The organism is Rhizobium sp. 768_B6_N1_8 (genome assembly GCF_051811225.1).
GTDB lineage: Bacteria > Pseudomonadota > Alphaproteobacteria > Rhizobiales > Rhizobiaceae > Rhizobium.
Genome location: NZ_JBPWPV010000002.1, coordinates 55988 through 79796, shown reverse-complemented (window position 1 = coordinate 79796; position 23809 = coordinate 55988). Strand labels below are relative to the sequence as shown.

At 56.9% G+C, this 23809-nt stretch carries 23 protein-coding genes, 1 tRNA gene and 2 pseudogenes; 15 read left to right on the top strand and 11 right to left on the bottom strand.

What is annotated here, in order from left to right; translation table 11 throughout:
* Positions 1-140: 140 nt before the first annotated feature.
* The gene (locus AB8B33_RS24670; protein ID WP_439017366.1) at positions 141-1523 is read right to left on the bottom strand and encodes an MFS transporter; all 1383 of its coding nucleotides are present in this window, start codon (positions 1521-1523) and stop codon (positions 141-143) included.
* Positions 1524-1751: 228 nt separating this feature from the next.
* A complete protein-coding gene (locus AB8B33_RS24665; protein WP_162747948.1) occupies positions 1752-2699 on the bottom strand; it encodes a dihydrodipicolinate synthase family protein in 948 nt (315 codons plus the stop codon).
* A 166-nt stretch (positions 2700-2865) separates the two neighbouring features.
* On the opposite strand from AB8B33_RS24665, the gene AB8B33_RS24660 reads away from it, so the two are divergent.
* From AB8B33_RS24660 to AB8B33_RS24645, 4 genes are all read left to right on the top strand, one after another.
* Positions 2866-3912: a LacI family DNA-binding transcriptional regulator gene (locus AB8B33_RS24660; protein ID WP_439017365.1), complete on the top strand. Its 1047-nt coding sequence runs from the start codon at positions 2866-2868 to the stop codon at positions 3910-3912.
* A gap of 221 nt (positions 3913-4133) precedes the next feature.
* Complete coding sequence (locus AB8B33_RS24655) at positions 4134-5156, top strand: ABC transporter substrate-binding protein (RefSeq protein WP_439017364.1); 1023 nt, start codon at positions 4134-4136, stop codon at positions 5154-5156.
* Complete coding sequence (locus tag AB8B33_RS24650; RefSeq protein WP_439017363.1) at positions 5153-6193, top strand: FecCD family ABC transporter permease; 1041 nt, start codon at positions 5153-5155, stop codon at positions 6191-6193. The genes AB8B33_RS24655 and AB8B33_RS24650 overlap by 4 nt, the downstream gene beginning before the upstream one ends.
* On the top strand, positions 6190-6951 hold the full coding sequence (locus AB8B33_RS24645; RefSeq protein WP_439017362.1) for an ABC transporter ATP-binding protein: 762 nt from the start codon (positions 6190-6192) through the stop codon (positions 6949-6951). The genes AB8B33_RS24650 and AB8B33_RS24645 overlap by 4 nt, the downstream gene beginning before the upstream one ends.
* 74 nt (positions 6952-7025) lie before the next feature.
* On the opposite strand, the gene AB8B33_RS24640 is transcribed toward AB8B33_RS24645, so the two are convergent.
* From AB8B33_RS24640 to AB8B33_RS24630, 3 genes and pseudogenes are all read right to left on the bottom strand, one after another.
* Positions 7026-7595, bottom strand: coding sequence for a hypothetical protein (locus AB8B33_RS24640; protein ID WP_439017361.1), 570 nt, complete (start codon positions 7593-7595; stop codon positions 7026-7028).
* Between the two features lie 303 nt (positions 7596-7898).
* On the bottom strand, positions 7899-8792 hold the full coding sequence (locus AB8B33_RS24635; protein WP_439017360.1) for a DUF3313 domain-containing protein: 894 nt from the start codon (positions 8790-8792) through the stop codon (positions 7899-7901).
* An 89-nt stretch (positions 8793-8881) separates the two neighbouring features.
* Positions 8882-9116, bottom strand: a pseudogene (locus tag AB8B33_RS24630) (sensor histidine kinase); the annotation flags it as partial.
* Positions 9117-9645: 529 nt separating this feature from the next.
* Here AB8B33_RS24630 and AB8B33_RS24625 point away from each other — a divergent pair.
* The 5 genes from AB8B33_RS24625 to AB8B33_RS24605 all read left to right on the top strand — a co-directional run bounded on the left by AB8B33_RS24625 (position 9646) and on the right by AB8B33_RS24605 (position 12578).
* Positions 9646-9891, top strand: coding sequence for a hypothetical protein (locus tag AB8B33_RS24625; RefSeq protein WP_439017359.1), 246 nt, complete (start codon positions 9646-9648; stop codon positions 9889-9891).
* Positions 9892-10035: 144 nt separating this feature from the next.
* Positions 10036-10374, top strand: a complete 339-nt coding sequence (locus AB8B33_RS24620; RefSeq protein WP_439017358.1) for a hypothetical protein — start codon at positions 10036-10038, stop codon at positions 10372-10374.
* Positions 10371-10496 (top strand): hypothetical protein, encoded by a 126-nt coding sequence (locus tag AB8B33_RS24615; RefSeq protein ID WP_439017357.1) that lies wholly within the window; start codon positions 10371-10373, stop codon positions 10494-10496. The genes AB8B33_RS24620 and AB8B33_RS24615 overlap by 4 nt, the downstream gene beginning before the upstream one ends.
* A gap of 333 nt (positions 10497-10829) precedes the next feature.
* Positions 10830-11153, top strand: coding sequence for a hypothetical protein (locus AB8B33_RS24610; RefSeq protein ID WP_439017356.1), 324 nt, complete (start codon positions 10830-10832; stop codon positions 11151-11153).
* 399 nt (positions 11154-11552) lie between these two features.
* A complete protein-coding gene (locus AB8B33_RS24605) occupies positions 11553-12578 on the top strand; it encodes an NAD-dependent epimerase/dehydratase family protein (RefSeq protein ID WP_439017355.1) in 1026 nt (341 codons plus the stop codon).
* 11 nt (positions 12579-12589) lie between these two features.
* Here AB8B33_RS24605 and AB8B33_RS24600 read toward each other — a convergent pair whose 3' ends face one another.
* Complete coding sequence (locus AB8B33_RS24600; protein ID WP_439017354.1) at positions 12590-13207, bottom strand: class I SAM-dependent methyltransferase; 618 nt, start codon at positions 13205-13207, stop codon at positions 12590-12592.
* A gap of 159 nt (positions 13208-13366) precedes the next feature.
* On the opposite strand from AB8B33_RS24600, the gene AB8B33_RS24595 reads away from it, so the two are divergent.
* A tRNA-Val gene (locus tag AB8B33_RS24595) sits at positions 13367-13442 on the top strand.
* 145 nt (positions 13443-13587) lie between these two features.
* Here AB8B33_RS24595 and AB8B33_RS24590 read toward each other — a convergent pair.
* Positions 13588-13716 carry a hypothetical protein gene (locus tag AB8B33_RS24590; protein WP_439017353.1) on the bottom strand — a complete coding sequence of 43 codons (129 nt, stop codon included), beginning with the start codon at positions 13714-13716 and terminating at the stop codon, positions 13588-13590.
* 274 nt (positions 13717-13990) lie between these two features.
* On the opposite strand from AB8B33_RS24590, the gene AB8B33_RS24585 reads away from it, so the two are divergent.
* The 5 genes and pseudogenes from AB8B33_RS24585 (at position 13991) to AB8B33_RS24565 (ending at position 20111) form a co-directional block, all read left to right on the top strand.
* Positions 13991-14932 (top strand): glycosyltransferase family 2 protein, encoded by a 942-nt coding sequence (locus AB8B33_RS24585; RefSeq protein ID WP_439017352.1) that lies wholly within the window; start codon positions 13991-13993, stop codon positions 14930-14932.
* 129 nt (positions 14933-15061) lie between these two features.
* The gene (locus AB8B33_RS24580; protein WP_439017351.1) at positions 15062-16906 is read left to right on the top strand and encodes a hypothetical protein; all 1845 of its coding nucleotides are present in this window, start codon (positions 15062-15064) and stop codon (positions 16904-16906) included.
* A 129-nt stretch (positions 16907-17035) separates the two neighbouring features.
* Positions 17036-17686 (top strand): annotated as a pseudogene (locus AB8B33_RS24575) (IS3 family transposase); the annotation flags it as partial.
* Between the two features lie 192 nt (positions 17687-17878).
* Positions 17879-19318, top strand: a complete 1440-nt coding sequence (locus tag AB8B33_RS24570; protein WP_439017350.1) for a class I SAM-dependent methyltransferase — start codon at positions 17879-17881, stop codon at positions 19316-19318.
* 487 nt (positions 19319-19805) lie between these two features.
* Positions 19806-20111: a glycosyltransferase gene (locus tag AB8B33_RS24565; protein ID WP_439017349.1), complete on the top strand. Its 306-nt coding sequence runs from the start codon at positions 19806-19808 to the stop codon at positions 20109-20111.
* A 41-nt stretch (positions 20112-20152) separates the two neighbouring features.
* Here AB8B33_RS24565 and AB8B33_RS24560 read toward each other — a convergent pair whose 3' ends face one another.
* From AB8B33_RS24560 to AB8B33_RS24545, 4 genes are read right to left on the bottom strand one after another with little or no spacing between them, the layout of a single operon-like run.
* The gene (locus AB8B33_RS24560; RefSeq protein ID WP_439018841.1) at positions 20153-20884 is read right to left on the bottom strand and encodes a glycosyltransferase family 2 protein; all 732 of its coding nucleotides are present in this window, start codon (positions 20882-20884) and stop codon (positions 20153-20155) included.
* Positions 20885-20895: 11 nt separating this feature from the next.
* On the bottom strand, positions 20896-21834 hold the full coding sequence (locus AB8B33_RS24555; RefSeq protein ID WP_439017348.1) for a GDP-L-fucose synthase family protein: 939 nt from the start codon (positions 21832-21834) through the stop codon (positions 20896-20898).
* Positions 21835-21838: 4 nt separating this feature from the next.
* Positions 21839-22921 (bottom strand): GDP-mannose 4,6-dehydratase, encoded by a 1083-nt coding sequence (gmd, locus tag AB8B33_RS24550; protein WP_439017347.1) that lies wholly within the window; start codon positions 22919-22921, stop codon positions 21839-21841.
* The gene (locus AB8B33_RS24545; RefSeq protein WP_439017346.1) at positions 22918-23799 is read right to left on the bottom strand and encodes a glycosyltransferase family 2 protein; all 882 of its coding nucleotides are present in this window, start codon (positions 23797-23799) and stop codon (positions 22918-22920) included. The genes gmd and AB8B33_RS24545 overlap by 4 nt, the downstream gene beginning before the upstream one ends.
* Positions 23800-23809 lie beyond the last annotated feature (10 nt).

Sequence of the window (23809 nt, the reverse complement as noted above, 5' to 3'; positions counted from 1 at the left end):
GCCTTGAGCGGGATCGAACCCCGGATCAATCAACCGAAACCACCAAACGGATGCAGGATTTTGCATGTCCACATATACGAGAAGGCTTGGTGCTTACCCGCCAAGCCTTCTCGGCTCCTTTCGAAGGCGGACGGTAGATATTACGGCGACAATTCCTCCAGGACGCGCCCCTTGGTTTCGACCGCGAAAAGGGCCGTTACCAGGGCGCCGACCAGCAGGATTGCTGCGAAGGCGCCGAATACATAATGGATGCCCATCGATGACATGACCCATCCTACCGCGATAGGACCGGCAGAGGACCCGAGACGCAGCCAGGCGCTGCCTGTGCCCGTGCCAATGGCACGAAGACGGGTCGGATAGATCTCCGCCGAATAGAGGTAGAGCGAGAACGTTACGGTCTGGACGATGGCGTAGGCGAGGCCGGCGAGGATGAGAACCTGTGTCGCCGACGTCGCACCCAGCCAGGCGAGGATGACAAGCGGGATCGGTGCGATCAAAAGGGCGCCTGTATACCAGCGCTTACGGCCGACCTTGTCGATGAGCAGTGCGCAGATAACGGCCGCAATCACGCCACCGACCGAGGTGACAAACCCGTAAAAAATACTGGTTTCAAGCGGCAGGTTGAACGTCTGGCGATAGAGGGTCGGAAGCCAGGTGATCGTGCCATTGGCGACCATATAGGCGCAGAACCACATGGCCCAGATCGACAGCGTGCGCTTCAGGTAAATGCCCTGGAAAAGTTCGCGCCAGTCGGATCTGCGGCGGGCAGGAGCGGCCACGACTTTCGGCTCCGGCAGTTCCTTGCCGCCGGCACGGGCGCTGTTCTCCAACTTGGTGACAATACGGTCGGCTTCCTCATAGCGGCCGTTGGCGACCAGCCAGCGGGGTGATTCATGGAGGAACCAGCGCAGGGGGATCATGAGGATCGCAGGGATCAGGCCGACGACAAACATCGCCTTCCAGCCGTAGACTGGGACCATGAAGTAGCCAATCAGGCCCGCGCCGACGAGGCCGAGAAGGAACATGACCTCATACAGCAAGAAGAAGCGGCCGCGCCCCTTCGAGCCGATCAGTTCGTTGATATAGGCACTGGCGACCGGAACTTCGCCGCCGGTTCCGATGCCTTGGACGAAGCGGAATGCCATCATCATGCCGGCGCCGGCTGCAAAGAGGCATGCGATGTCCATGCTGACGAATAGCAGGATCGTAAATAGCAGCACTTTCAGGCGGCCGATCCGCTCAGCGAGCCAGCCAAAGCAGACCGCGCCGATCAATTGTCCGAGGTAACCCATCGACAGGATCATTCCCGTCTGTCCTGGCGTCAAACCCCATTCGCGGACAAGAACCGGCATCGCATAGGCGATGGCGATCACGGTGTAGCCGTCAAAGAATGTCGCGGCGCCGACGATGTTTCGGGCCCAGAACACCTCCCGGGTCACTGGCAACCGTTCAAGGCGGGCGCTGATTTCTGCTTGTGGATCGACAACCGGTGACGGCGCGGTTATGCGCTGTTCCATATTCATGTTTTCCTCCCTGTGCCCGGCCCTCTCCCGGCCTGGCTTCGAACCTACACGTTGGATGGCTCACTTCAGGATCCTTTGGGTGCGGCTGCGGATCCGGAAGCTCTCTCGTCGGCGAAGTATGCACGGCGTAACAGACCGTGCGACTGCGGCGGCGCGTCACTCCCGATGCGACCGCAATTTTCCTCCCCGAAGAAGACGCCCCCGTTCGAACGACGGGGGCGTTCTCAATCATTCCGCTGCGATCAACTGCTCGACCCGACCGATGCCCGCAGCCTCGAAGGCGGCGAAGATTTCGGCCTCTGCCTTTTCGCCCAGATTCTTCAGCGGCTCGCGGATGGTGGCATGGTCAAGCACACCACGATGGACGAGGCCGAGCTTCAGGGCCACGGTTCCTTCCATATGGGAGCCACGGTGATAGACGGCACGGGTGACCGGAAGGAGACGTTCGAAGATCTCGCGGGCTTGCGGATAGTTTTGCGCCTTTCCTGCCTTGATCAGGTCGATCAGCAGCTCCGGTGCAATATTGCCGTAGCCAACAAGCAGGCCGTCAACGTCGAACATGGTCGGCAGCAGCCATTCGTCATGGCAGCTCAGGATCTGCAGGTTCGGGTTGGCCTTCTTGAGTTCCGGAATCTCGACGTACCAGCGCTTCATGTTGCGGACGCCGTTCTTTGTGGCAACGACCCCGTCCTGGGTCGCGATCGCAAGCTGCGTGTCGATATCATAGGAAGCCTTTGTGGCATCCGGATACTGGAACAGGATGCACTGCAGGCCTGATTCCTGCCAAATCGCCTTGTAGCGATCCTGCGGCGCGCCTTTTTGAAAGCCGAAACGCAGCCAGCCGTGGTTCGGGTAGACGAGCGCGCCGGTCGCACCGGCAGCCTTGCACTTCTTGGCTTCTTCCGCCGCAACCCTGGTGCCCTCACCGGTGATACCTGCAATGATGGGAAGTTGACCATTGACGGCTTCAACATAGGTGCGGATGAGCTTCAGGCGCTCTTCCTCGGTCAGGAACGTACCTTCGCCGGCATGGCCAAGAATGACGAGGCTCTTCACGCCGTCCATGCCGGCAAGCCACTTGGCGATACGGGCATTGGCCGCGTAATCGACCTCTCCGTCGCGGGTGAATGCGGTGACGGGTGCCGGGCTCAGGCCTCTCAAATCCATAGCTTGCATCGGGGTATCTCCTCCTAGATAGCCGCTGTTCGCCTGTGCGATCAGCGATGGGATCGTTAATGGGAACGTTCCCACTATCGTTTCCGATTTTGCTGGAGTCAACATTTTTTTTAATGCATGCTTAGGGCCTCAATCGCGAGAGCGCTGCAGATGGGGAAAAAGTGAAATGGATTCAAAGGCCGAAGAAGGCAACCGCCAGACACGCGTCACCATCCTGGATGTTGCGTCGGCCGCAGGCGTTTCCAAATCCACGGTATCACGCATCCTCGACGAGCGGCTTCCCCGGTCCGACAACGAAACGTCGCGCCGCGTTCGCAAGATCGCGCAAGACATGGGTTATGTCCGAGATGTCTCAGCTGCGAGCCTGAGACGCGGCAACACGATGACAGTCGGCGTGATTGTTCCCCGGCTAACCGATACGGTCATGGCGATGCTCTACGAGGCCCTGGCGAAGGCGTGCAGCAAAAGCGGTCGCTTTGCCATTGTCGCGACGACCGATGACAAGCCCAAAGCCGATCGACTTGCCGCCGAGTCACTTCTAAAGCGTGGCGTTGACGGATTGATCCTCTCGACCGCGCGCGAAGACGATGACTTCCCTGATGAGCTGGTGGCCCGGGGCGTGCCGCTTGTCCTGGCTCTGCGGACCGACGGACGGAGCCTTTCTTCGATTGGCGACGACCGGCTGGGTGGTTATCTGGCGACGCGCCACCTCCTGGACCTTGGTCACCGTCGTATCGGCGTGATCGCCGGTCCTTCATACGCCTCCAGCGCGCTCGGACGCGTTGAAGGCTACAGGCAGGCACTGGAAGAGGCAGGGGTATTGCTCCGTCCGGACTGCATTGTTCCGTCGACCTTTGGAATCGACACGGGAGCAGATGCGGCCGAGCAGCTCATGCGCTTGGAAGATCGTCCTACGGCGATTTTTGCCGTGAACGACAATACCGCGATCGGCGCTCTTTCCGGTCTTTCGCGCCTTGGGATTTCCGTACCCAACGATGTTTCGGTCGTCGGATATAACGATATCCCGATCGTCCGCCATCTTGCGACCCCGCTGACGACACTGCGCGTCCCCTTTGAGCAGATCGCGTCCAACGCTTTAGATCTGCTCACAAGTGGCGCTGTTTCGGCAGAGGACCGGATCCGCGTTTCGGCGCCCACCCTCATACCGCGAAAGTCGTCCGCAAAGCCCCCCGCCTCCATTGCAACGCGATGAAGTCGCTGATCGGCCGGCAGTTCCAGTACTACATTTGGGGACCGCTCCTAACGAGCTCATTCCTCGTTTTCTCAAGCAGGCCGGCCGCTGGGGGAATGGGAGCCAGCATCTGCCATTGCCAAAGGTGACTGCATTACTCTTGTTTTTCCTCGGGCAAGTGGGTTATACCGCCCGCGCCCTTAGAATCCCCGTGTTGGGGGCTCGAAGAACAGGAAGTTTTCATGAAAGTTCTCAAGTCCCTTACGGTTCCCGGACTGCTCACCGTACTCGGCCTGATCGCGACGCCGGCATTGTCCGCGCCGACCACGTATCCGCTGACGATCGACAATTGCGGCGCGAAGGTCACCATCGCCAGGGCTCCGGAGCGAGCCATCGGACTTGGCCAGAACAGCGCGGAGATCATGCTGCTTCTCGGTCTGGAAGACAAAATGGCCGGCACCGCATTCTGGCCGAGCAAGGTTCTGCCGCAGCTCGCCGAAGCCAATGAGAAGGTCAAGCTTCTGTCTGTCGAGTTTCCGACCTTCGAGTCGATTCTGGCGCAGAACCCGGATTTCGTGGCAGCGGCCTTGCCAAGCCTGATCGGACCGACGAGCAAGGTCGCCAAGCGCGAGGACTTCGACAAGGTCGGCATACCAAGCTACATTTCGCCCAGTACCTGCCTCAGCACCGAAAAGGTCAAGAACGAGTACGGCAGCCGCGACCAGCTCTGGAACATGGATCTGCTGTACAAGGAGATCGACGAGCTTTCGCAGATTTTTGACGTCGCCGATCGTGGTCAGGCGCTGATCGCCGACTTCAAGAAGCGTGAAGCGGCATTGCGTACCAGCGTGTCCAAGGATGGCAAGCAGCTTTCCTACGTCTTTTGGTTCTCCAGCCAGTCTCCTTCCGCAGACGCCTATCTCGGGGGCAAGAACGCCGCATCCGGCTTCATCGCCGATCTCCTCGGCGGCAAGAATGCCGTCACCGCAGAAGCCGAATGGCCGACACTCGGGTGGGAAAGCATCATAGCCGCCAATCCGGATGTCATCGTCGTGGCCAATCTCGACCGCAACCGCTGGGAACTCGACAAGCCGGAGGCCAAGATCAAGTTCCTGAACAGCGATCCGGCCGTCAGCCAGATGCCAGCGGTGAAAAACAAGGCAATCGTCGTCATGGACGGCCAGGCCATGAACCCGACGATCCGCACCATCTACGGCGCCGAACAGGTGGCCGAACAACTGAAAGCGCTCGGCCTGATCAAGTGACCGCCTCGAACCGCTCCTTCCAGCAGGCTGCCCCCTTCGGTGTCCTCCTGTTGGCCTCCCTTGTGGCGGTCGGCCTGGTCGTCGGCATCAGTGTCGGGATCGGCGACCTGCCGATCCCGCTTACCACGACTTTTTCCGCCGTCACGAACAGGCTGGGATGGACGGCGGTGGAACTCAACCGCATCCACGAGACCGTGATCTGGGATTATCGCCTCAGCCGCGCGCTCGTGGCCGCTTTCTGCGGCGCGGGACTGGCTCTGTCGGGTGCGATCATGCAATCGCTGCTTCGCAACCCGCTGGCCGAGCCCTATGTGCTCGGTATCTCCGCCGGCGCGTCCACCGGCGCAGTCGCCATCGTCATTCTCGGCGTTGGTGCAGGTGCGGTTTCGCTGTCGGCCGGGGCTTTTGCCGGCGCATTTGCGGCATTTTTTTTCGTGGCGCTGCTGTCCAACGGTACGCGTGGCTGCGCTGACCGGACAATTCTCGCAGGTGTTGCCGCTTCGCAGCTCTTCAACGCCGCCACATCCTATGTGGTCACGACTTCCGGCAATGCGCAGCAGGCTCGCGACGTCATGTTCTGGCTGCTCGGCAGCTTCGGCGGCGTGCGCTGGCCGGAGTTCATGCTGGTTTCCGGCATCGTCGGCTTCGGGCTTCTCGTCTGCCTGCTCTATGCCAGGGTTCTGGATGCTTTTGCCTTCGGTGACGAAGCAGCCGCATCTCTCGGTGTCAACGTCGGCAGGGTCCGCATCGTGCTGTTTGCGCTTACCGCAATGATGACGGCCACGATCGTCAGCATGGTCGGCTCGATCGGCTTCGTCGGTCTGGTTGTGCCGCATGCGGCGCGCTTCGTCGTCGGTCCGCTTCATATCCGGCTTCTCCCAGCCTGCGCCATTGTCGGCGCAATCTTCATGGTGCTTGCCGACATTGCCTCGCGCGCGCTCATCCCGCAGCAGGTCCTGCCGATCGGGGTCGTCACGGCGCTGGTTGGCGTTCCCTTCTTCTCCGTCATTCTCTACCGGTTCCAGCGCGCATCATGAGCATCAAAGCCGAAAACCTCGTCTGGAAAATTGGCAGGAAGACCATAATTGATGGCGTCTCCTTCGAAGCGCCACCGGGAAAGATGCTCGGCCTTCTTGGCCCGAACGGCTCTGGAAAAACGTCGCTGCTGCGGCTTCTCGCCGGCCTGAAGCGCCCCAATTCCGGGCGCATCTCGCTCGATTTGAGGGACATAGGGACGATCGGACGCCGCACGATCGCGCAGCGCGTCGCCTTCGTCGAACAGAATTCGACAACAAACGCCGATCTGAGGGTCGTGGATGTCGTCAAGCTCGGACGCTTTCCGCACCGCTCGATGTTTTCCGGCTGGACGCTCGCCGACGATCAGGCGGTTGAGGAAGCGTTGAAGCGGGCCGGCATGACAGGCAAGCGACATGATCGCTGGCAGAGCCTGTCCGGTGGGGAGAAGCAACGCGCCCATATCGCAAGAGCTCTGGCGCAGTCGCCAAAAGAACTGATCCTCGACGAACCGACCAACCATCTCGATATCCAGCACCAGATCAGCCTCATGCGGCTCGTTTCCGGTCTGCCGGTCACCAGCATCATTGCCCTGCACGACCTCAACCATGCGGCCATGTTTTGTGACGACCTGATCGTCATGCAAAGCGGGAAGATCGTTGCGTCCGGCACACCGGCCGAAGTCTTGACCGAAGAGGTCCTCAGGGATGTTTTCTCGGTGGATGCGCGCGTCGAAGCCTCGCCCTATCACGCCCGGCCGCACATCCACTATCTCCGTTGACGACGCCGCGTGGCTGAGGCACGGAGCTGCCGGCTTGCAGACCGATCGCCTCGTTTCACATATCCCCTTCGATTTCAGCTCGCGCAGAGCTTCTTCAGCGCCTTTTCCACACCCTTGCGAAGGGCGGCCGAAATCTCGGGTTCGAACGTCGTGACAACGTCACCAAACTCTCCCTCTGCCTCGACGATATCGATCGAACTTGCGTTCGTTATGCAGGTGGCGAGATTTGCCTGCAGGTGAATTCGGGCCTTTGCTGAAAAGCCGCCCTTGAGAGGGGCATCGTCCGACGTCTTGCATGCGAGCGTGCCGAGTGCGTTTGCTTCGGCCAAATCCCCGTTCACTCTGATCTCGATCGTGTCGATTTTGACGAAGTCGAGCTCGTCGATACCCAGTTCGACCTTGACGCCCAAAACCTCCTGCCTGACCTTCAAAGGCTTGCAGGGCTGAGCGGCCTCGATCGCCCGTTCGAGAACATTGGCGGCGGATGCCGGCGAGCTCAAAGATGATGCGGCAACAATGATCACGCTGAGCGCCATGCATCTCAGATGGCGCCGACCGTTCCGGCATGTCATGACCTGGCGCTTCAGGTCGCCGGCCGGGCTAGATCCAGTCTTCGAACGAATTTCAAAATGGTCGACACGCATACTTTTCCTCAAGTCGAAGTGTGTCTGCGACATCAGAATACAATGTCTCTGTGCAAAGGAAAGAATGTTGCATCAGGTCGTCCCCTGCGACGTCTTCCTGGATCGATCGAGCACTTGTCAACGGAGGCAAGTCGCCATTCGGCGAGATCGTCAGGATCTGACGCTCCCTGCAGGCAAAGTGCAGGCGGGCAGAGCAATGCCGCGGGATTCCGGCACTGTCTCCGCCCGTCCTCGACCAGCGAGGTTGGTCGATCTCCTCGGCGCCTCTTCCAAACCTTCGCAGAGTTGCTGGATGGCCGTCCGTCAATGCGTCATTGCGGGCTTTGGCTTCCTTTCCGTCCACTGCGGCGGAGCGCCGTACTTCGAAGCGAGCACGCCAAGCACTCCGGGTGCGCGGCCGAACGCATCGCAGGCAGCATATTTCGGCTTTCCGCCGAGCCAGGACCGGGCGCGCTGCCTCGACGGAAGCGAAAGGTTCAGTCCCTTCGGTTCCTTTCCGGCGATCAGCACCCGTGAGAAGTCGTCGGCAAATTTCGTTGCGAGACCATAGGCGTCCCCGACTTCGGAAACGCGGGGATTGTCCTGAATGGAGTTTGCGCCACGCGCCCATAGCATTGCGGCATTTTGCATTCCCGTGGCGTCGGTAGCTTCGGCTTCGATCGCCAGACCGCCAAGGCCGAAGGGGAGGCGCGGTACGCTCACAGGCAGGGCAAAGCCCGAACCGACGCTGACGACGGTCGCGACCCCGGCAACTGCCTTGTTGGTCGGAACGATGTCGGCGACGACCGAGCGAACGGTCAGATCCGCCGGCTGGCCGGCCGGGACCATCTGGTATTTGTCACTCAGTGCCACGCACAGTGCCCGGTCGAGAGCATTGGAAACCAGGGAACGGTCGGCCTCCGACTTGATTTTGGACGCAGCACTGAAAGAGAAGACCGTCGGGACGATGGCGACGGTCTTTACCCGTGCCAGCTGCTGCCCGTCGACATAGAGCCGTTTCTTGGCGAGCGTTCCCTTCGACGGACCGAGGTTCCTGTAGGAGGCAAGCGTTCCCGCTTCCTTGAGCGGTACGGCAGCACATCCGGAAACGGTTGCCGTTATCAGCAAGGCAATAAATCCCAGGAGCGATGCCCTAGATGGCTGGTTGAAAAGTGGCTGGTTGAAAAATCGACGACGTGAATGCGAATTGCTGGGCATGTATCTCGTTGGCCTCCAGTCATGACGATGACCGGACATTCGGTGCGAACAATTGCCACACAATTACATGGCCCACCACTTGCAGCATCTTAGGGCTGAATCGATAGTTTTGTTCCCGACGGACCGCTTTCGATGCCGACTTTTCCACCATGGTTTTTGGCGATCTGCTTGACGATGCTGAGCCCCAGACCCGCGCCCCGGCTCTTGGGAACCACGCGGCAAAATGGTTCGAAAACAAGGTGCTCATATTCCGGGAGCGATGCCCGGGCCTTCGTCGGCGACGATCACTTTGCCGCCCGACAAGACCACGACCTCGATCATTCCTTTGCTGTTGAGAACGGCATCGTTTCAACGGTGATGGACAGCGACGATTTCATCGACTTGATTACTACCGAAGCACAGGTCGGTCACTGACCCGAATGAAAGATGGAAGTATGGGACCTTGGTCCGATTACAGACCGCGCTCCTTCCGCTAATCTCTGTCCTGCTGGCGCCTTCAGAGTCGGCACGAAAAGGGTGTCTTTCCCTGACCGGGAGGCACCTTTTTCAATTCGCTGTCGAGAAATCCGACAGGGCGCCGCCGATCGTAGGGATGGCGGGAACTGACCTACGCCCCCACACTCAGCCCTGACGAGGTAGCAAAAGGTGAGGCCGGTCAACACGACGGATCTTGCCTCCTGCAAATGGCGAAATCTGTGACAATCTACGAATCTCGTTTCGCGGGTTGCCGGCGCGGTATTTCTGGGCACCCACGTATAACGTTTCGGAGACGCTGTTTTATTTTAGTTTGCACTTATATACATTTTTGCTGAAATGCGCCCAGGGACACGCGGCAGGCGTGGAGATTTTAATCATGAACGATGGGAACTCCCTGATAGAAGCTGTGATCGATGGCTTTGTTGCCGTCGTGCTCTTCTTCGGTTTGGCAACCCTGATTGCGCTGACTGCAGCAGTTGTGTCTGCAATCGGTCATGTTGCAGGGTTCTCCCACGAACTGAGTGTGACAGGCTCGCTCTTGGCGGCATCGAGCATTCTTTTACTGTCGACTATTTTGGCAGTTGTCGTTTCGATCGCTATTCAACATTTCAGCTTCGACTGAGTGCCGGAATCTCCAGCTGGTAGTTTCCCATCGTGGTGAGGTGGGTGCGCTCAGCCGTCTCATGCCCGTCCGTGCGCTCCATACGACTCCATCTGTTCCTTTCGCATTGGCGGCAGCATTACACGCAGAAAAGCAAACCCAGTCATGTTTCTGCAATTGTCGAAGCCCAAATGGAAAGCCATGCAACTTGGAAACGGGCAGGGCATGACCTCATCCGACCTCAACTTTTGGAACAGGGCTATGGCTTCAAAACGGACAGCAAGACCAGCTGCGGCGCTCCTGGTTATCGGATCCATTCAACTTGCCGTCGTGATCCTCGATGCGGCATGCGGCAAGCCCGGCATCGGGCAATGGCTGATCATCCTCATCCTCAGAAGGGACGGAAGGATCGTCGATATGTGGACAAGCAAGGTGCGGATGACCGAGATGAAACTGGGTCCCGGGCCATTTGACCCCGCAAGACGGGTCGGCGTGCAGCCATGACGACGCGCAAGACCATGCTTCACATGCTCGCAAATCTGTTTTTCGCGACGATCCTGTTCGGTGCGCTTCTCGGCGGTCCAATCGTGATGCTCATTTTGATTTCGGAACGGCTTGCGCTCTGACGATGCCCCAAACGATATGGGATTCTCCGGTGCGCAGCGCCTGCGCCAACCTACGCTGCCACAGACATGCCGCATGATCCCGCCGGGTGACCGTTATGTGGAGATACACTGCCCGGTGCGCTTAACAGATCAAAATAGATCTCGTGATGACATTGCCGAACCCGTTGGAGAATATCGCGTCAATATCACCACCGGCGGAAGGGAATGGCCAAATTCCGCGCACTCAATTTTATCCCTTGATCACGACCTGCCATCAGGGGATTTATTCACGCAAAGGAACACGTAATGCGCATAGTTCGCTTGCCAAGCGACCGGTCCCCTTGCCGATTTTTCATGCCATTGCTCTTCCTTGCAATTTTTGCCGGCGCACCGGCGCGGGCCGAAGAACCTCTTTCCAGCGTCATCGCCGACGGCAAGCCGTGGGAGATGGTCGTCGTCAAACGAAAAGCCTCGAACATCCTCGTGTTTCGTCCGGACGGCGGCGGAACGATCAGCGACAGCCTGGTGAGCATAAACCCGACTTGGAGGGCCATTCCGGACGGGATTTGCATAAAGCCGCGGCCGGGAGACGCTGAAAAATGCCTTCAACTGACCCGGACGAAAGCCGGCATCGAAGCGTCGCAGAACGGCAAGACTGTTTGGGTGCTCAAGCGATGAAGCACTCACGCAATCAGGATTTCGGTGTTGATCGCGAGAGGGAGCATATCGCTATTGGCGCTCCGTTCCCTGAACCTGAATCTATTCTGTTATAGGAAGGGCCGCTCCGTCTCGGGGCCATCGCGGCGGTGATCCAGCAGGCATCGGCCGCGTCAATCTGTGAGGAACGCCTTCTCAGAGGTGTTCGAGCCGATTGCTCACGCGACGATCTCAGGAGATTGCTACTGACATCGGCTCCTATAATCGAAGCGGCACCGTTTGTGCGCTCGTCTTGGACCGCATAAAAGCCCCGAAGATCCAGGTGATTGTTGATCTCGGGAGCATCTATCCGGTAAGTGAAGCGATCAAATACGGATTCGGCTACTTGCCATCGGCAGGAGACCCGAGAAAAAGGTAGAAATGCGCTACTTCATTACAGGAACGGCAGGCTTCATCGGCTTTCAGCTGGCCCGCCGGCTGTTGCAGGATGGGCATGAGGTAACAGGCTTCGACGGACTGACGCCCTATTACAATGTCAGGCTGAAGGAGATGCGTCACGCGGCACTGACGCAATATCCTGCCTTCCGTCCAGTCGTTGCCATGCTCGAAGACAAGGCAGCGCTGGAGGCCGCCGTTTCAGCTACAAATCCGGATGTTCTCATTCATCTAGCCGCACAGGCGGGCGTGCGCTACAGCATCGAAAATCCGCAAGCCTATCTGCGTTCTAACATCGAGGGCTCCTGGAACATTCTGGAGCTGGCCAGTCGCATCGAGCTGCGCCATCTCATGCTTGCCTCGACCTCCTCGATCTACGGCGCCAATACGACCGTCCCCTTCCGCGAGACCGACCGCGCCGACGAGCCACTGAGCTTCTATGCCGCCAGCAAGAAGTCGATGGAGTTGATGGCGCACAGCTATTCGCATCTCTACAAGATTCCGACCACGGCCTTCCGCTTCTTCACCGTCTACGGCCCGTGGGGCCGGCCCGACATGGCGCTCTTCAAGTTCGTCAAGAACATGATCGAGGACAAGCCGATCGAGATATACGGCAAGGGCAATATGAGCCGCGATTTCACCTATATTGACGATCTGGTCGAAGCGGTGGTCAGGTTGTCAGACGTCATTCCGTCAGAAACCAACCGCGTCACTGATACAGGAATTGAAACCCTTTCGCATCAGGCCCCCTTCCGCATCGTCAATATCGGCGGCGGGCAACCGGTCAGCCTCATGGACTTCATCGAGAAGGTCGAGAATGTAATGGGGCACGGAGCAAAGCACGTCATGCTTCCCATGCAGAAGGGCGACGTGCCCCGTACGTTTGCGAGCCCCGACCTTCTTCTGGCCCTGACGGGCTACCAGCCGAACACGCCTTTAGAAATAGGCGCCAAGGCTTTCGTCGAGTGGTATCTCGAAGCCAGGCAGGGGCTCGGCACGATCGATATGTAAACTGCTGACGGCTATCGCGATGTGTCGATACGCTTGAGGCAATAGGAGAAGTGGGCATCCGGCTCGAGCGTCAGAAATTCGAAGCGCCAACCGTATTCCACGCAGAACTTGTTGACCGCCTCGACAACCCCATAGACGACGGGTTTGACCGTATTACCCGTGCAGAAATCATGGCCGGCGATTCTGCCATCCGGCTTCACTTTGCGATCCGCCAACAGGAGCTCCTGCCATGTCAGCGCGAAGGAGTGATCGGTGTCGATATAGACCCAATCGAACGTGCTCTCCTCGAACTGGGACAGCATGTCGAGCGACGTACCCTGGCGAATGACAACGCTACCCTCGGCGATCTCCGGTCCAAATTTGCTATTGATGATTTGAAGACCTTCTGAGTATCGGTCCATATTCCAGGGATCGATGAGGTAGAGCCGCTGCGGCTGATTGCGTGCAACGATCTCCTCGCTAAACGCGCCCTCTGCAACCCCCAACTCAGCCACGATCCCGCCTTTCGGCAGCTTGTCGAGAAGCTTGCCACGATCGGGAAGCAACTTTGCTTCTTCTGTGTGGGCGTAATCCAGAAATGTCCGGGGGGTGCTCTGCCGAAGGGCCGCTCGCTGCTCTCGCGTCGTCATTTTCGCTCCGAATTTTTTCAACCGCACCTCTACAGAGAATGCCCGCCATGGGGAAGAGCGGCGCCCACAAGCAAATTGCACAGAAACTCAAAAAGAGGCTTGCGGTTCTTTCTCAATATCGTTAGAGACGCTGCACCGAACGATGACACAGAGCATCGAGGGCGATTAGCTCAGTTGGTAGAGCGCCTCGTTTACACCGAGGATGTCGGGAGTTCGAGTCTCTCATCGCCCACCATCCCAATATTTCCCTTTGATTATGCATCGCTTTTTTCCTCGTTTGTCTCATCTGAACTTTGAGGCTGCGAAAGTGAGACACGTTCCGTCTCCATGGGCCGTTCTCGACGGTCGAATGCGTTCGCCGTCATCCGCCTTTTGTTTGCTTATTCGACGTAGATTTGCGCCGTCTTGAGGCCGGTCCAGCCGAAGATCGCCAGCAGCTCGGAAGCCGAGGCGCCGCTTTCCGAAGGCCGTGCGACGAGTATTGCGGCAAGCCGGCCTCGTTGCACCATTCCCGCACCTTATGCTCAAGCCCTCAATCACGAACGGCTTGACCCGCAAGACATCAACGAGTTTAGCTCTACGCCCAAGAAACCGGCAGCGGCGGTCAAAAGAATCGGGCAGTATTGCCGAAGACCGTGCAGTCAACTATGAAGCCACCGATCTCCTGCGCGGATCTCAATTGACTAGAGTCTGGACACGGTCATATACCGACGCTCCAATTCCGGCCAATACGGGCGCAGGCGAAGTATTTATCCATTTTCCAGCATACAGTTGGCGACCGATATGCAAGATAGAACCATTGCCGTCTTAGTTCCCTGTCACAATGAGTCGCTAACAATTACGGCCGTGGTTAAGGGCTTTCAGTCCGCCTTACCTGACGCGACCGTCTATGTTTTTGACAACAACTCATCCGACGAAACTGTTCTGCGCGCGCGGGCCGCGGGCGCAATCGTCAATACCGTCCGCGAACAAGGCAAGGGAAACGTCATTCGCCGCATGTTTGCAGATATTGAGGCAGACATTTACGTTCTTGTTGATGGCGACGACACTTATGACGCATCTGTTGCACCTGTGTTGGTGAACGAGCTTACGTCAAAGGGCCTTGATATGGTGGTTGGATGCAGACGGTCCGATCATAACGCGGCGTATCGGCCAGGCCATCGCTTTGGAAATAAACTCTTAACGTCCTGTGTCGCCACCCTTTTTGGGCGTCAGTTGACTGACATGCTGTCGGGCTACCGCGTATTTTCACGGCGCTTCGTGAAATCGTTTCCTGCGCACGCTGCCGGATTTGAAACAGAGACTGAACTCACAATTCATGCGCTAGAATTGCGGATGCCTGTTGCCGAAATAGATACAGTGTACCGAGCGCGACCGGCTGGTTCGACCAGTAAGTTAAATACTTATCGGGATGGTTTGCGAATATTACTGACCATAGGTCGGCTATATAAAGCGGAGAAACCGCTGCCCTTTTTCGCGTCTGGCTTCATAGTTTGCATTTTCGTCGCGCTCGTTTTAGCCGTGCCCTTGCTGGTGACGTATCTCGAAACTGGGCTTGTACCCAGGTTGCCGACCGCCCTTCTTTGCGCGTCAATAACGTTATTCGGAATGCTGTTGCTGACATGTGGGCTCGTTTTGGACATTGTCACGCGTGGCCGCACCGAAACGAGACGATTGGCTTATTTGTCGATACCAGGCTCGTGGAGGATCCATTCGAATGACTGAGCCGCTTTTCCTCCGCTTTGGCCTTGTTGGTATTATCGGATTTACGGCGTCCGGTTCGATGCGGCTTGGCGATTAATTTTGCTTTGGAAAATGGTGGGTGTTCAGACCTACCCATGGTTGGGGAACCTTGTGATTACACAAAATCAAGAAGAGCCGAGGCGAAGCTTTATCCTTTCCGGGTTGAACAAACGCGAAGCCACGCGATACGCGGTCATCATAGTGCCGTTTATGTTCGGATTATATGCTGTTTACTTGGGCGCTGATGCGAACTGGGACCTATACAACTATCATCGATATGGTCCATTTGCGCTCCTGAATGGTAAGTTCGGAATGGATCTGGGAGCGGGCGGCTTCCAAGGGTATTTCAATCCTTTTTTGGATTTTTTGCCCTATTGGCTGAACGAGTATCTTCCTTCGCGCTTGTCAGCCTTTCTACAAGGTACCATGCACGGGCTGGCTTTTGTGCTCGTTCTTGGGATAGCGCGCCAGGTATTGACGGCGCTCGCACCGGAGGATCAGCATAGGCTGCCTATTTTACTCGCGCTTGCCGGATGCCTCACCGCAAACTTCCGTTCCGAAGTTGGCAACGGCATGGGAGACAATACTACCGCACTCTTGGTTTTGAGTGCCGTATATTTGATCGTTTCGCAATGGAGAGTGCTCGACCACTTCGGCCCGAGAGCCATATGCTTACTTTTTCTCTCAGGGATATTAGTAGGGCTGGCTGTTGGCCTGAAGCTCACTAACGCTACTTCTGCTCTGGCGATCTGCCTTTCTCTGCTTGTGTGCAGCCCGGGCGGGAATACGAAGAGGATTTGCACCAGCTTTCTATTTGGGGTCGCCGTACTCGCCGGCTTCTCGGCATCGGGTGGGATCTGGATGTTCCTGATGTGGAAGGAGTTTGGAAATCCGCTCTTTCCACAGTTCGGCAATCTCTTCCCTAACCCTTTGGCCCAGCCGATAAATGTTGCCGACGTGCGCTGGCTGCCACGTGGAATTATAGAGTACGCAACGTGGCCATTTATTCTTTCAATAAATTCGCGCCGCGTGGGCGAATTGCACGTTTATCAGATAATTTGGTCTGTCGTTTATGTTTTTCTTATCGCTTGGATCTGCCAGTCGCTGTGGCGAAGACTTGCGAGACGTCCTGGAAGGCCAATGGACGCCCGCTCAAGGTTCATAGTAGTCTTCGTCTCATCTGCTTTCTTTATCTGGATGATTGTTTTCAGCATTTACAGATATACTGTTGCTTTCGAGGTTTTGTCGCCGCTTGCCACATTCATTCTTCTTTTCCAACTGTATCCTTATTTGCGCGCCCGTCGGATCTGCGCCTGGGTTCTCACATTTGCTACAGCAATTGTGGTAATTGGCGGTCGCACATGGGGCCATGAAGGCTGGGCGTATCCCCTATACCACACGAACCTTACTGCCCTAGAACAACCCGAAAGGGCGACGGTCCTCCTTGTATCCAAAACCAATCCTTTGGGTTGGTTGTCGACGTTGTTTCCGCCGCAAACTGCCTTTCTTGGCATCAAGGGCAGCTTTCCTGAAACGGAGGTTTATGCGGATCGCGTGCGCGACACGGCGCGAAACCGTGGAGGCCCCATCTATGTGTTTACGAATGGCGAGGACAACCGGCACGCCTTGGAGATGCAATACTATAACGATATGGCAAGTAGACTAGGTTTGACGCGGACACCAAGCGGCTGCGACTTTTTACGGTCCGTTGTGGATCGCATGCATTTTCGCGCGACTGTCGATCCGATCGAGAATAGCGATCAGCTTTGCCGAATTGGGGACCGTCCGTCGGACGTCATTGATGTCGATCTCTCAAATCGCAATTACATACGGTTTGCCTCGGAAGCGGTGGCGGCGTACGGATTTGAGATAGAGGCGAATTCATGCAAGCCGTTTACCGCAGGTATCGGAAGCGGAAAGAAGGCCTTCCAGTACTGCCGCGCTAAATTGCCCTAAACCCATCAAACGAAATTCCGTAGAACACACCTCAGACCCAGGATGCACTAGGTGGTTGATCCCAGACTTTGATAGTGAAATCCTATCCATTGAACGGAGGGAGGCGCTAGGGGCCGTCCTGCGGACCCTTATGGGCGTGTGCATGTCCTGATCAAGCGTGACGGCTGGCCCGTTGACCCGAAGCGAATCTATCGCCTTTACAAGGAGATGGACCTGCAACTCCGCAACGAGGTTCCCAAGCGTCGGGTCAAGGCGAAGCTGCGGGCCGACCGCACGGAGCCAACGCACTCCAACCATGTCTGGGCCATGGATTTCGTTCATGACCAGTTGGCTACCGGCCGCAAGATCAGGGTTCTGACGGTCGTCGATACCTTCTCCCGCTTCTCGCCGGCGGTCGATGCACGCTTCAATTACAAGGGTGAGGATGTGGTTCAGACGCTCGAGCGGGTGTGCCGCCAGGTCGGGTATCCAACGTCGATCCGCGTCGATAGTGGCAGTGAATTCATCTCGCGAGATCTTGATCTCTGGGCCTATCACAAGGGCGTCGTGCTCGACTTCTCGCGACCAGGTAAGCCGACCGACAACAGCTACATCGAGAGTTTTAATGGCAAGTTCCGCGCCGAATGCCTGAACGCTCACTGGTTCATGAGCCTTGACGACGCGCGCTTGAAGATGGAGGATTGGCGTAGAGACTTTAACGAATTCCGGCCACACAGCGCGATCGGCAACAAGGTGCCGATCGCGCTGATGAGCGGTTCATTGGCACCCCCGCCGAGCTGAGCCTTAACCCCGGAAAATTCCCGCTCCCGCTGGCCCAAAATCGGGTAGCACTTCATCAGGTCACCGCACCGATCTTCTTCTGATGGATATTGGCGACTGTCATTCGTTCAATCACCTCACTTACTGGTTGACAAGAACAGCTTTTGTCACTCAATTTGGGCGAGAATAGCCATTCCTCTTTCGGATTGTTTGATGACAAGCGATTTAGAGTGTCCGTTTTGCGGTGGCGCTATAAACAATCTATCATGCTCGGAATGTGGTCATAAGTTTCCTCAGATTCTGGGTTCACCTTTCATTGGGGCATATCAGTCTGAAGACATACTAGGTTTAATTGAGATCGCAGCAAATGTTCCAAACAGAAAATCTGTTGGGCTGGCTCCCGAAACGGTGGAAGAGATTGAAGGGCTTTGCTACGGCTACTACACATCGACCGACAAGGTTGCATTCCTGGCAAGTGTCCAAGATAGGCACGGACCCTATTTCCTCAACCGATATGCGGAATGGGAGGAAGTTCACGAGTTGACGGCCGATATCGATTTGAACGGCAAGGCCGTCCTCGATGTTGGCGCCGGTGTTGGGTATGATAGTCATCGTTTGGCTAGCAAGGGAGCGAATGTTACCGCCATTGAATTCAGTCCGATCTTACAAGAAGTAGGGGCGGCAAACTTTCCGAAAATTCGATGGGTTGGCGGGATGGCGCACGCACTGCCATTCGCCGATGAGTCCTTCGACATGGTCTTCTTCAATGCAGCGCTGCACCACATGCGCAATTTGCCGACTGTAATATTTGAAGCATTACGCGTTCTGCGCCCCGGAGGGACGCTAATCACCACCTGTGATTCATTTCGGCCCGACAATACGTCGATTTCACAGGAGTTGCAGATATTCGACGCGGACGAGGCCGTCCTGCTTGGCGTCAACGAACAGGTGCCACGTTTTAGGGATTTTACAGATACACTAATCCTGCACTCGGACTGCGTGAGGGTCGATCTCTATACCCACACACTGTATGGCGGGATAGATGGCAATGGGCCTAATGCCACTCAGCTTCTGAAATGGGGTCTACAGGACGCGGATCGACTGAGGCAGCGCTCTGGCTCGTTAGCGATGCGAGTGAAAAAACTGAAAACCGTGCCAGGCAGCAGAGGCAAAATCAAGGGATATGCCCTGCAGCCAGATCATTTTGCTAGCTTGCTCACAGATCAGGCATTAGCGATATCCAGCCTAGCAGACTTCATCCCCAAAGAGTATGTGAATAGAAAACTATCGGCGCCACACACTAAATTTGATCTCTTGAATGGCTGGCGAATGCCGCGGGAGAAGGAGGTGCATCGCCGGGCTTTCAAACGTGCGCGCTGGTTCTTTCGCCGACTGCTCTCGAAGTCTGTTACCTTTGATGTGCGGTCTGTCCACCCAGCATCGTTCATTGTTGTCTTAAATGGCAAGCCGGCCAGCAGGTTTGAAGCGAACGCCGATTGGCGTCGTGTATCTGTGAATATCGGCGAAGTGCCTGCGCGCAAGACGTTCGCGTTGGAAATCCAGCGCGAAACGCCTGCAAGTACCTTCGAAGAAGGGCACTTCGAGGTTAGTCGACTATCGATGTCCAATCCGCTTGATCGCTTCATCGTTTAAAGATGTTCGGAAAGCAAGAGAGCATAAGGAAGGTAGAGGCTTTTTCGAGAAGCTGCTGCCGCCAAGCCGGATGAACAGGGCGCAACTGTCACGAATCGCCAAAGTAAAGGCGTTGCCCGTATTCTTAAGGTATGTTGGTGAGAGGCACTGCGGGCTACACCAATCACATCTATAGCAAGCGCGAGACCACATGGCGCCAGTGGATGTCAACACTCCAAACTACCGCCCGCGCACCTTCGCCGAGTTTCGACTGTTTCTCAGTAACATCCCGACCGAGTTTAACACGTCCAAAGACGATGAAGAGCGTCTTCGCGAAGTGACCGGAATAAATTGACGGAAACACGGAGGATAGCGGAAGTGAACCAATTCGACGTGCACTTCCCCCAAGTCTCCTATCCTCGGGCCGCATTACGTCAGGCAAGCTGAAGACGAAACGTAGGCGCGGAAGCGGACCGTTCGAAGGCGGCTATTCGAACTCTGCATTGGATTGGTTTTCCCCTCGCGTCTCCGATCGGAGGCTTTCGGTCTGTCGCTGGCGAAGGCGGAAAGGTTCGGAAAGCCGATTCTCAGCTGCGAGATACGAACCAGCGAAGCAGGTCATCTCAATTGTGTCACCGGAATCGTCGTTGCGCCGGATGACACCCGGCAACTGACGAAGGCAATGAACGATTTGGCGAACGATACCGAACTTACGCAGCGCTATGGAGCTGCAGCATTCCATCGCTATATAGAAAATTTCACGGCAGCGCGCATGGTTGCCAAATATGTCGATCTTTACAGGACCCTAAGCTGACGCTGACCAAGGATGCGGTTAACGCTTTCCGAGGATCGGATCTAACCCATCAGGGCCTTGTACCAGACGGCATACGGCTGCATCAGCCACCACTTGATCGGCACGCTGCCGTGATGCTTCCGGACTGTGCGGATCGCCTCGCTGTAATGCCGACGGCGCAGGGTGTTGGTCTTAGTCGTTTCATGCTCCCGGTTGACAGCGACATCTTGCTGCACAAAATAAAGCGCGCCGCGTGCCTTGAAAAGACGCCACCAGAGGTCGTAATCCATGACCATATGCAGGTCCGGATCGGCACCGCCGACAGCTTCCCAGGCCGAGCGGCGGATGAGCGTCGCGGGCTGAGAGATGATGCAGCGCAGCGCCAGCCTGCGCTCGCTAAACGGTTCCACCCACACCGGATAACGTCGTCCGCTCTTCTCGACAACGTTCAACGCGAGGCCATAGGCCATCGGCGCATTTTGAGCCTCGTCCGAAAGCGCGCGGCAAAGGTGCGCCAGCCCGCCTTTTAGATACCAATCGTCGCTGTTCAGCCAAGCCACGTATGGTGCGCTGCCGCACGCAATGCCCTCATTAATGGCAGCCGCCTGCCCATTGTCGCGATGGCTTCTCCAACCGGCCAGCCGATGTTCCCATCGACGGATGATGTCAAGCGAACCGTCCGTGGACCCTCCATCCATGACGAAGACCTCGACCGGCACATCCTGCTCAAAGATGGACTGTAGTGCCTGATCGAGGTATCGGCCCTGATTGAAGGACGGAACAGCGATCGTCACCAAGGGTGCGCTCATAGCTTACCCCCCACTCGCCCTTGAAAAGCCGCGTAGGCCTTGACTATGCCATCTACTAGAGACGTGCTTGCCTGCCAACCGAGGTTCTTCATGCGATCAACATTTAGGAGTTTGCGCGGCGTGCCATCTGGCTTCGTCTGATCGAAAACAATATCTCCGGAAAAGCCCACGACCTGCATAACCGTCTCCGCCAGTTCGCGAATAGTCACGTCGGTACCGGTGCCGATATTGTAAAGTCCCTCGGTAATGCCGCTTTCCATAAGGAACACGCTGGCATCCGCCATGTCATCGACATAGAGGAACTCGCGCATGGGCTTGCCCGAACCCCAGACGACCAGTTCGCGATCGCCTCGAACCTTAGCCTCGTGCGCCTTGCGGATCAGCGCAGGCAGCACATGGCTATTGTTCAGATCGTAATTGTCGTTTGGACCATAGAGGTTAGTCGGCATGGCGGAGACATATTGCGTCCCATACTGGCGGTTGTAATTCTCGCACAGCTTGATACCGGCAATCTTGGCAATTGCATAGGGCTCATTGGTCTGTTCCAGCAAACCTGTCAGCAGGTAGTCCTCGCGGATCGGCTGAGGGCAATCTCGCGGATAGATGCAGCTGGAGCCGAGAAACAACATGCGGCGCACGCCGGCCTGCCAAGCCGCGTGGGTCATGTTGGCTTCGATCAGAAGGTTCGCATAGAGAAAATCGGCACGGAAAGTATTGTTGGCATGGATGCCCCCGACCTTGGCGGCAGCCATGAAAATGAAATCGGGCTTCTCCTCTGCGAGAAATGCGGTGACCGCTTGCTGGTTGGTCAAGTCGAGTTCCGAGTGGGTGCGGGTGACGATATTGCCGTAGCCGTTGCCCTGCAACCGCCGTACGATCGCCGATCCGACCATGCCGCGATGCCCGGCAACATAGATCTTCGCCAGCTTGTCCATCGGCTCACTCGTGATAGTCATAGGCTGAGAAGCCGTGGCGCTTGACCAGTTCGTCGCGCTCAGCCGACTTAAGGTCTTCACGCATCATTTCCCGCACAAGTTCCTGGAAGGTGATTTTGGGCGTCCATCCGAGTTTTTCCTTCGCCTTCGTGGCGTCGCCGAGAAGGGTTTCGACTTCGGTGGGGCGAAAATAGCGCGGATCGACGGCGACAATGCATTTGCCAGCGGGATCATAACCCTTCTCGTCGACGCCTTCGCCCTTCCAGGTGATCTCGATGCCCACCTCGCGCGCGGCGGCATCGACGAATTCGCGGACGCTGTACTGGATGCCGGTCGCGATTACAAAGTCCTCGGCTTTCTCCTGCTGCAGCATCAGCCACTGCATCTCTACATAGTCCTTGGCATGGCCCCAATCGCGCTTGGCATCCATGTTTCCGAGGAACAGGCAATCCTGCAAGCCGAGCTTGATGCGGGCGATCGCGCGCGTGATCTTGCGCGTTACAAAGGTCTCGCCGCGCACCGGGCTCTCGTGGTTGAACAGGATGCCGTTGCACGCATACATGCCGTAGGCTTCGCGGTAATTGACGGTAATCCAGTAGGCGTAAAGCTTGGCAACGGCATAGGGCGAACGCGGGTAGAACGGCGTGGTTTCGCGCTGCGGGGTTTCCTGCACCAGTCCGTAGAGCTCAGAGGTCGAGGCCTGATAGAAGCGGCAGGTCTTTTCGATACCGACAATACGCATCGCCTCGAGAATGCGAAGGGCGCCCAGAGCGTCGGAATTGGCGGTATATTCCGGCTCCTCAAAGGAGACAGCGACGTGCGACTGGGCCGCAAGATTGTAGATCTCGTCCGGCTGGACCTGTTGGATGATGCGTGTCAGGCTGGAAGAATCCGTCATGTCACCGTAGTGGAGGATGAAGCGGCGGCCGGTTTCGTGTGGATCCTGATACAGATGGTCGATGCGGTCGGTGTTGAAGAGCGACGCGCGCCTTTTCAGGCCGTGAACCTCGTACCCCTTCTCCAGAAGGAGCTCCGCCAGATATGAGCCGTCCTGCCCCGTTACACCTGTGATCAGCGCCTTTTTCATGTCCTATCCATTCTTCCGTAAAGCGACCTGTAAGCATCATCGGCACGCTTGTGTTTCAAGAGATACGCGATATGGCACATGATACGCTGCGTCGTATTCATCCTGCCATCAGCGTGGGAATGACGGAGTTCCGCCATCTCGCGCGCGCCCCGCTGGCGAAACTCCTTTTGGGATTTCTGATCGCCATGAACGCGGAACAATCCGAACAGCCCGGGCACATGATTGAACACCGCCCCTGCTCGCATGAAACGCAGGATCAGATCCCAGTCCATCGCGAAATGGAAATGCTCGTCGAAACCGGCTCCCGCCCTATCCCATAGATTACGCCGCCAGAACATCGTCTCCTGAGGCACATAATCGATAAACCGCAAGACCTCTTCGTCGTGCCCCGGCAATATCCAGCGACCTATTTCGTTTCCCTGCTCATCAACGATGAGACGATTTCCATAAATCACCTCGACCGATGGATTGTCGCGAAAGTAGCGACCAACCAGATGAAGCGTCCCGGGTAGCAGCATATCGTCGGAATTCAGATAGGCCATGATCTCGCCACAGCTACGGGCAAAACCACGGTTCAGCGCATTTGTCTGTCCCTTATCGGCTTCCACAATGATGTCAACACCGCGACCGAGATAATTCTCAAGTATTGCCTGCGAGCCGTCGGAAGATACTGCATCCTGTAGGATATACTGCAAAGCTGGGTAATTTTGCGACAGGACGCTTTCGATCGTCATGCTGACGAAGCGGGCTTGGTTGAAGGACGGCGTTACGAGACTGATCTGCGGGAGATTGCGATCGTCGCCGGACTGCGCGATCGTCGATATACTGAGCGGACGCGGGGGATACTGATGAAACAGACCGAGACGCAGCCCCGCCATGCGCCTCAGC

What these genes read in the sequence shown, in the direction of transcription:
- AB8B33_RS24670 (WP_439017366.1), bottom strand. Translation starts at nt 1,523, where the DNA reads ATGAATATGGAACAGCGCATAACCGCGCCGTCACCGGTTGTCGATCCA.
- AB8B33_RS24665 (WP_162747948.1), bottom strand. Translation starts at nt 2,699, where the DNA reads ATGCAAGCTATGGATTTGAGAGGCCTGAGCCCGGCACCCGTCACCGCA.
- AB8B33_RS24660 (WP_439017365.1), top strand. Translation starts at nt 2,866, where the DNA reads ATGGATTCAAAGGCCGAAGAAGGCAACCGCCAGACACGCGTCACCATC.
- AB8B33_RS24655 (WP_439017364.1), top strand. Translation starts at nt 4,134, where the DNA reads ATGAAAGTTCTCAAGTCCCTTACGGTTCCCGGACTGCTCACCGTACTC.
- AB8B33_RS24645 (WP_439017362.1), top strand. Translation starts at nt 6,190, where the DNA reads ATGAGCATCAAAGCCGAAAACCTCGTCTGGAAAATTGGCAGGAAGACC.
- AB8B33_RS24640 (WP_439017361.1), bottom strand. Translation starts at nt 7,595, where the DNA reads ATGCGTGTCGACCATTTTGAAATTCGTTCGAAGACTGGATCTAGCCCG.
- AB8B33_RS24635 (WP_439017360.1), bottom strand. Translation starts at nt 8,792, where the DNA reads ATGCCCAGCAATTCGCATTCACGTCGTCGATTTTTCAACCAGCCACTT.
- AB8B33_RS24625 (WP_439017359.1), top strand. Translation starts at nt 9,646, where the DNA reads ATGAACGATGGGAACTCCCTGATAGAAGCTGTGATCGATGGCTTTGTT.
- AB8B33_RS24620 (WP_439017358.1), top strand. Translation starts at nt 10,036, where the DNA reads ATGTTTCTGCAATTGTCGAAGCCCAAATGGAAAGCCATGCAACTTGGA.
- AB8B33_RS24615 (WP_439017357.1), top strand. Translation starts at nt 10,371, where the DNA reads ATGACGACGCGCAAGACCATGCTTCACATGCTCGCAAATCTGTTTTTC.
- AB8B33_RS24610 (WP_439017356.1), top strand. Translation starts at nt 10,830, where the DNA reads ATGCCATTGCTCTTCCTTGCAATTTTTGCCGGCGCACCGGCGCGGGCC.
- AB8B33_RS24605 (WP_439017355.1), top strand. Translation starts at nt 11,553, where the DNA reads ATGCGCTACTTCATTACAGGAACGGCAGGCTTCATCGGCTTTCAGCTG.
- AB8B33_RS24600 (WP_439017354.1), bottom strand. Translation starts at nt 13,207, where the DNA reads ATGACGACGCGAGAGCAGCGAGCGGCCCTTCGGCAGAGCACCCCCCGG.
- AB8B33_RS24590 (WP_439017353.1), bottom strand. Translation starts at nt 13,716, where the DNA reads ATGGTGCAACGAGGCCGGCTTGCCGCAATACTCGTCGCACGGCCTTCG.
- AB8B33_RS24585 (WP_439017352.1), top strand. Translation starts at nt 13,991, where the DNA reads ATGCAAGATAGAACCATTGCCGTCTTAGTTCCCTGTCACAATGAGTCG.
- AB8B33_RS24570 (WP_439017350.1), top strand. Translation starts at nt 17,879, where the DNA reads ATGACAAGCGATTTAGAGTGTCCGTTTTGCGGTGGCGCTATAAACAAT.
- AB8B33_RS24555 (WP_439017348.1), bottom strand. Translation starts at nt 21,834, where the DNA reads ATGGACAAGCTGGCGAAGATCTATGTTGCCGGGCATCGCGGCATGGTC.
- gmd (WP_439017347.1), bottom strand. Translation starts at nt 22,921, where the DNA reads ATGAAAAAGGCGCTGATCACAGGTGTAACGGGGCAGGACGGCTCATAT.
- AB8B33_RS24545 (WP_439017346.1), bottom strand. Translation starts at nt 23,799, where the DNA reads ATGGCGGGGCTGCGTCTCGGTCTGTTTCATCAGTATCCCCCGCGTCCG.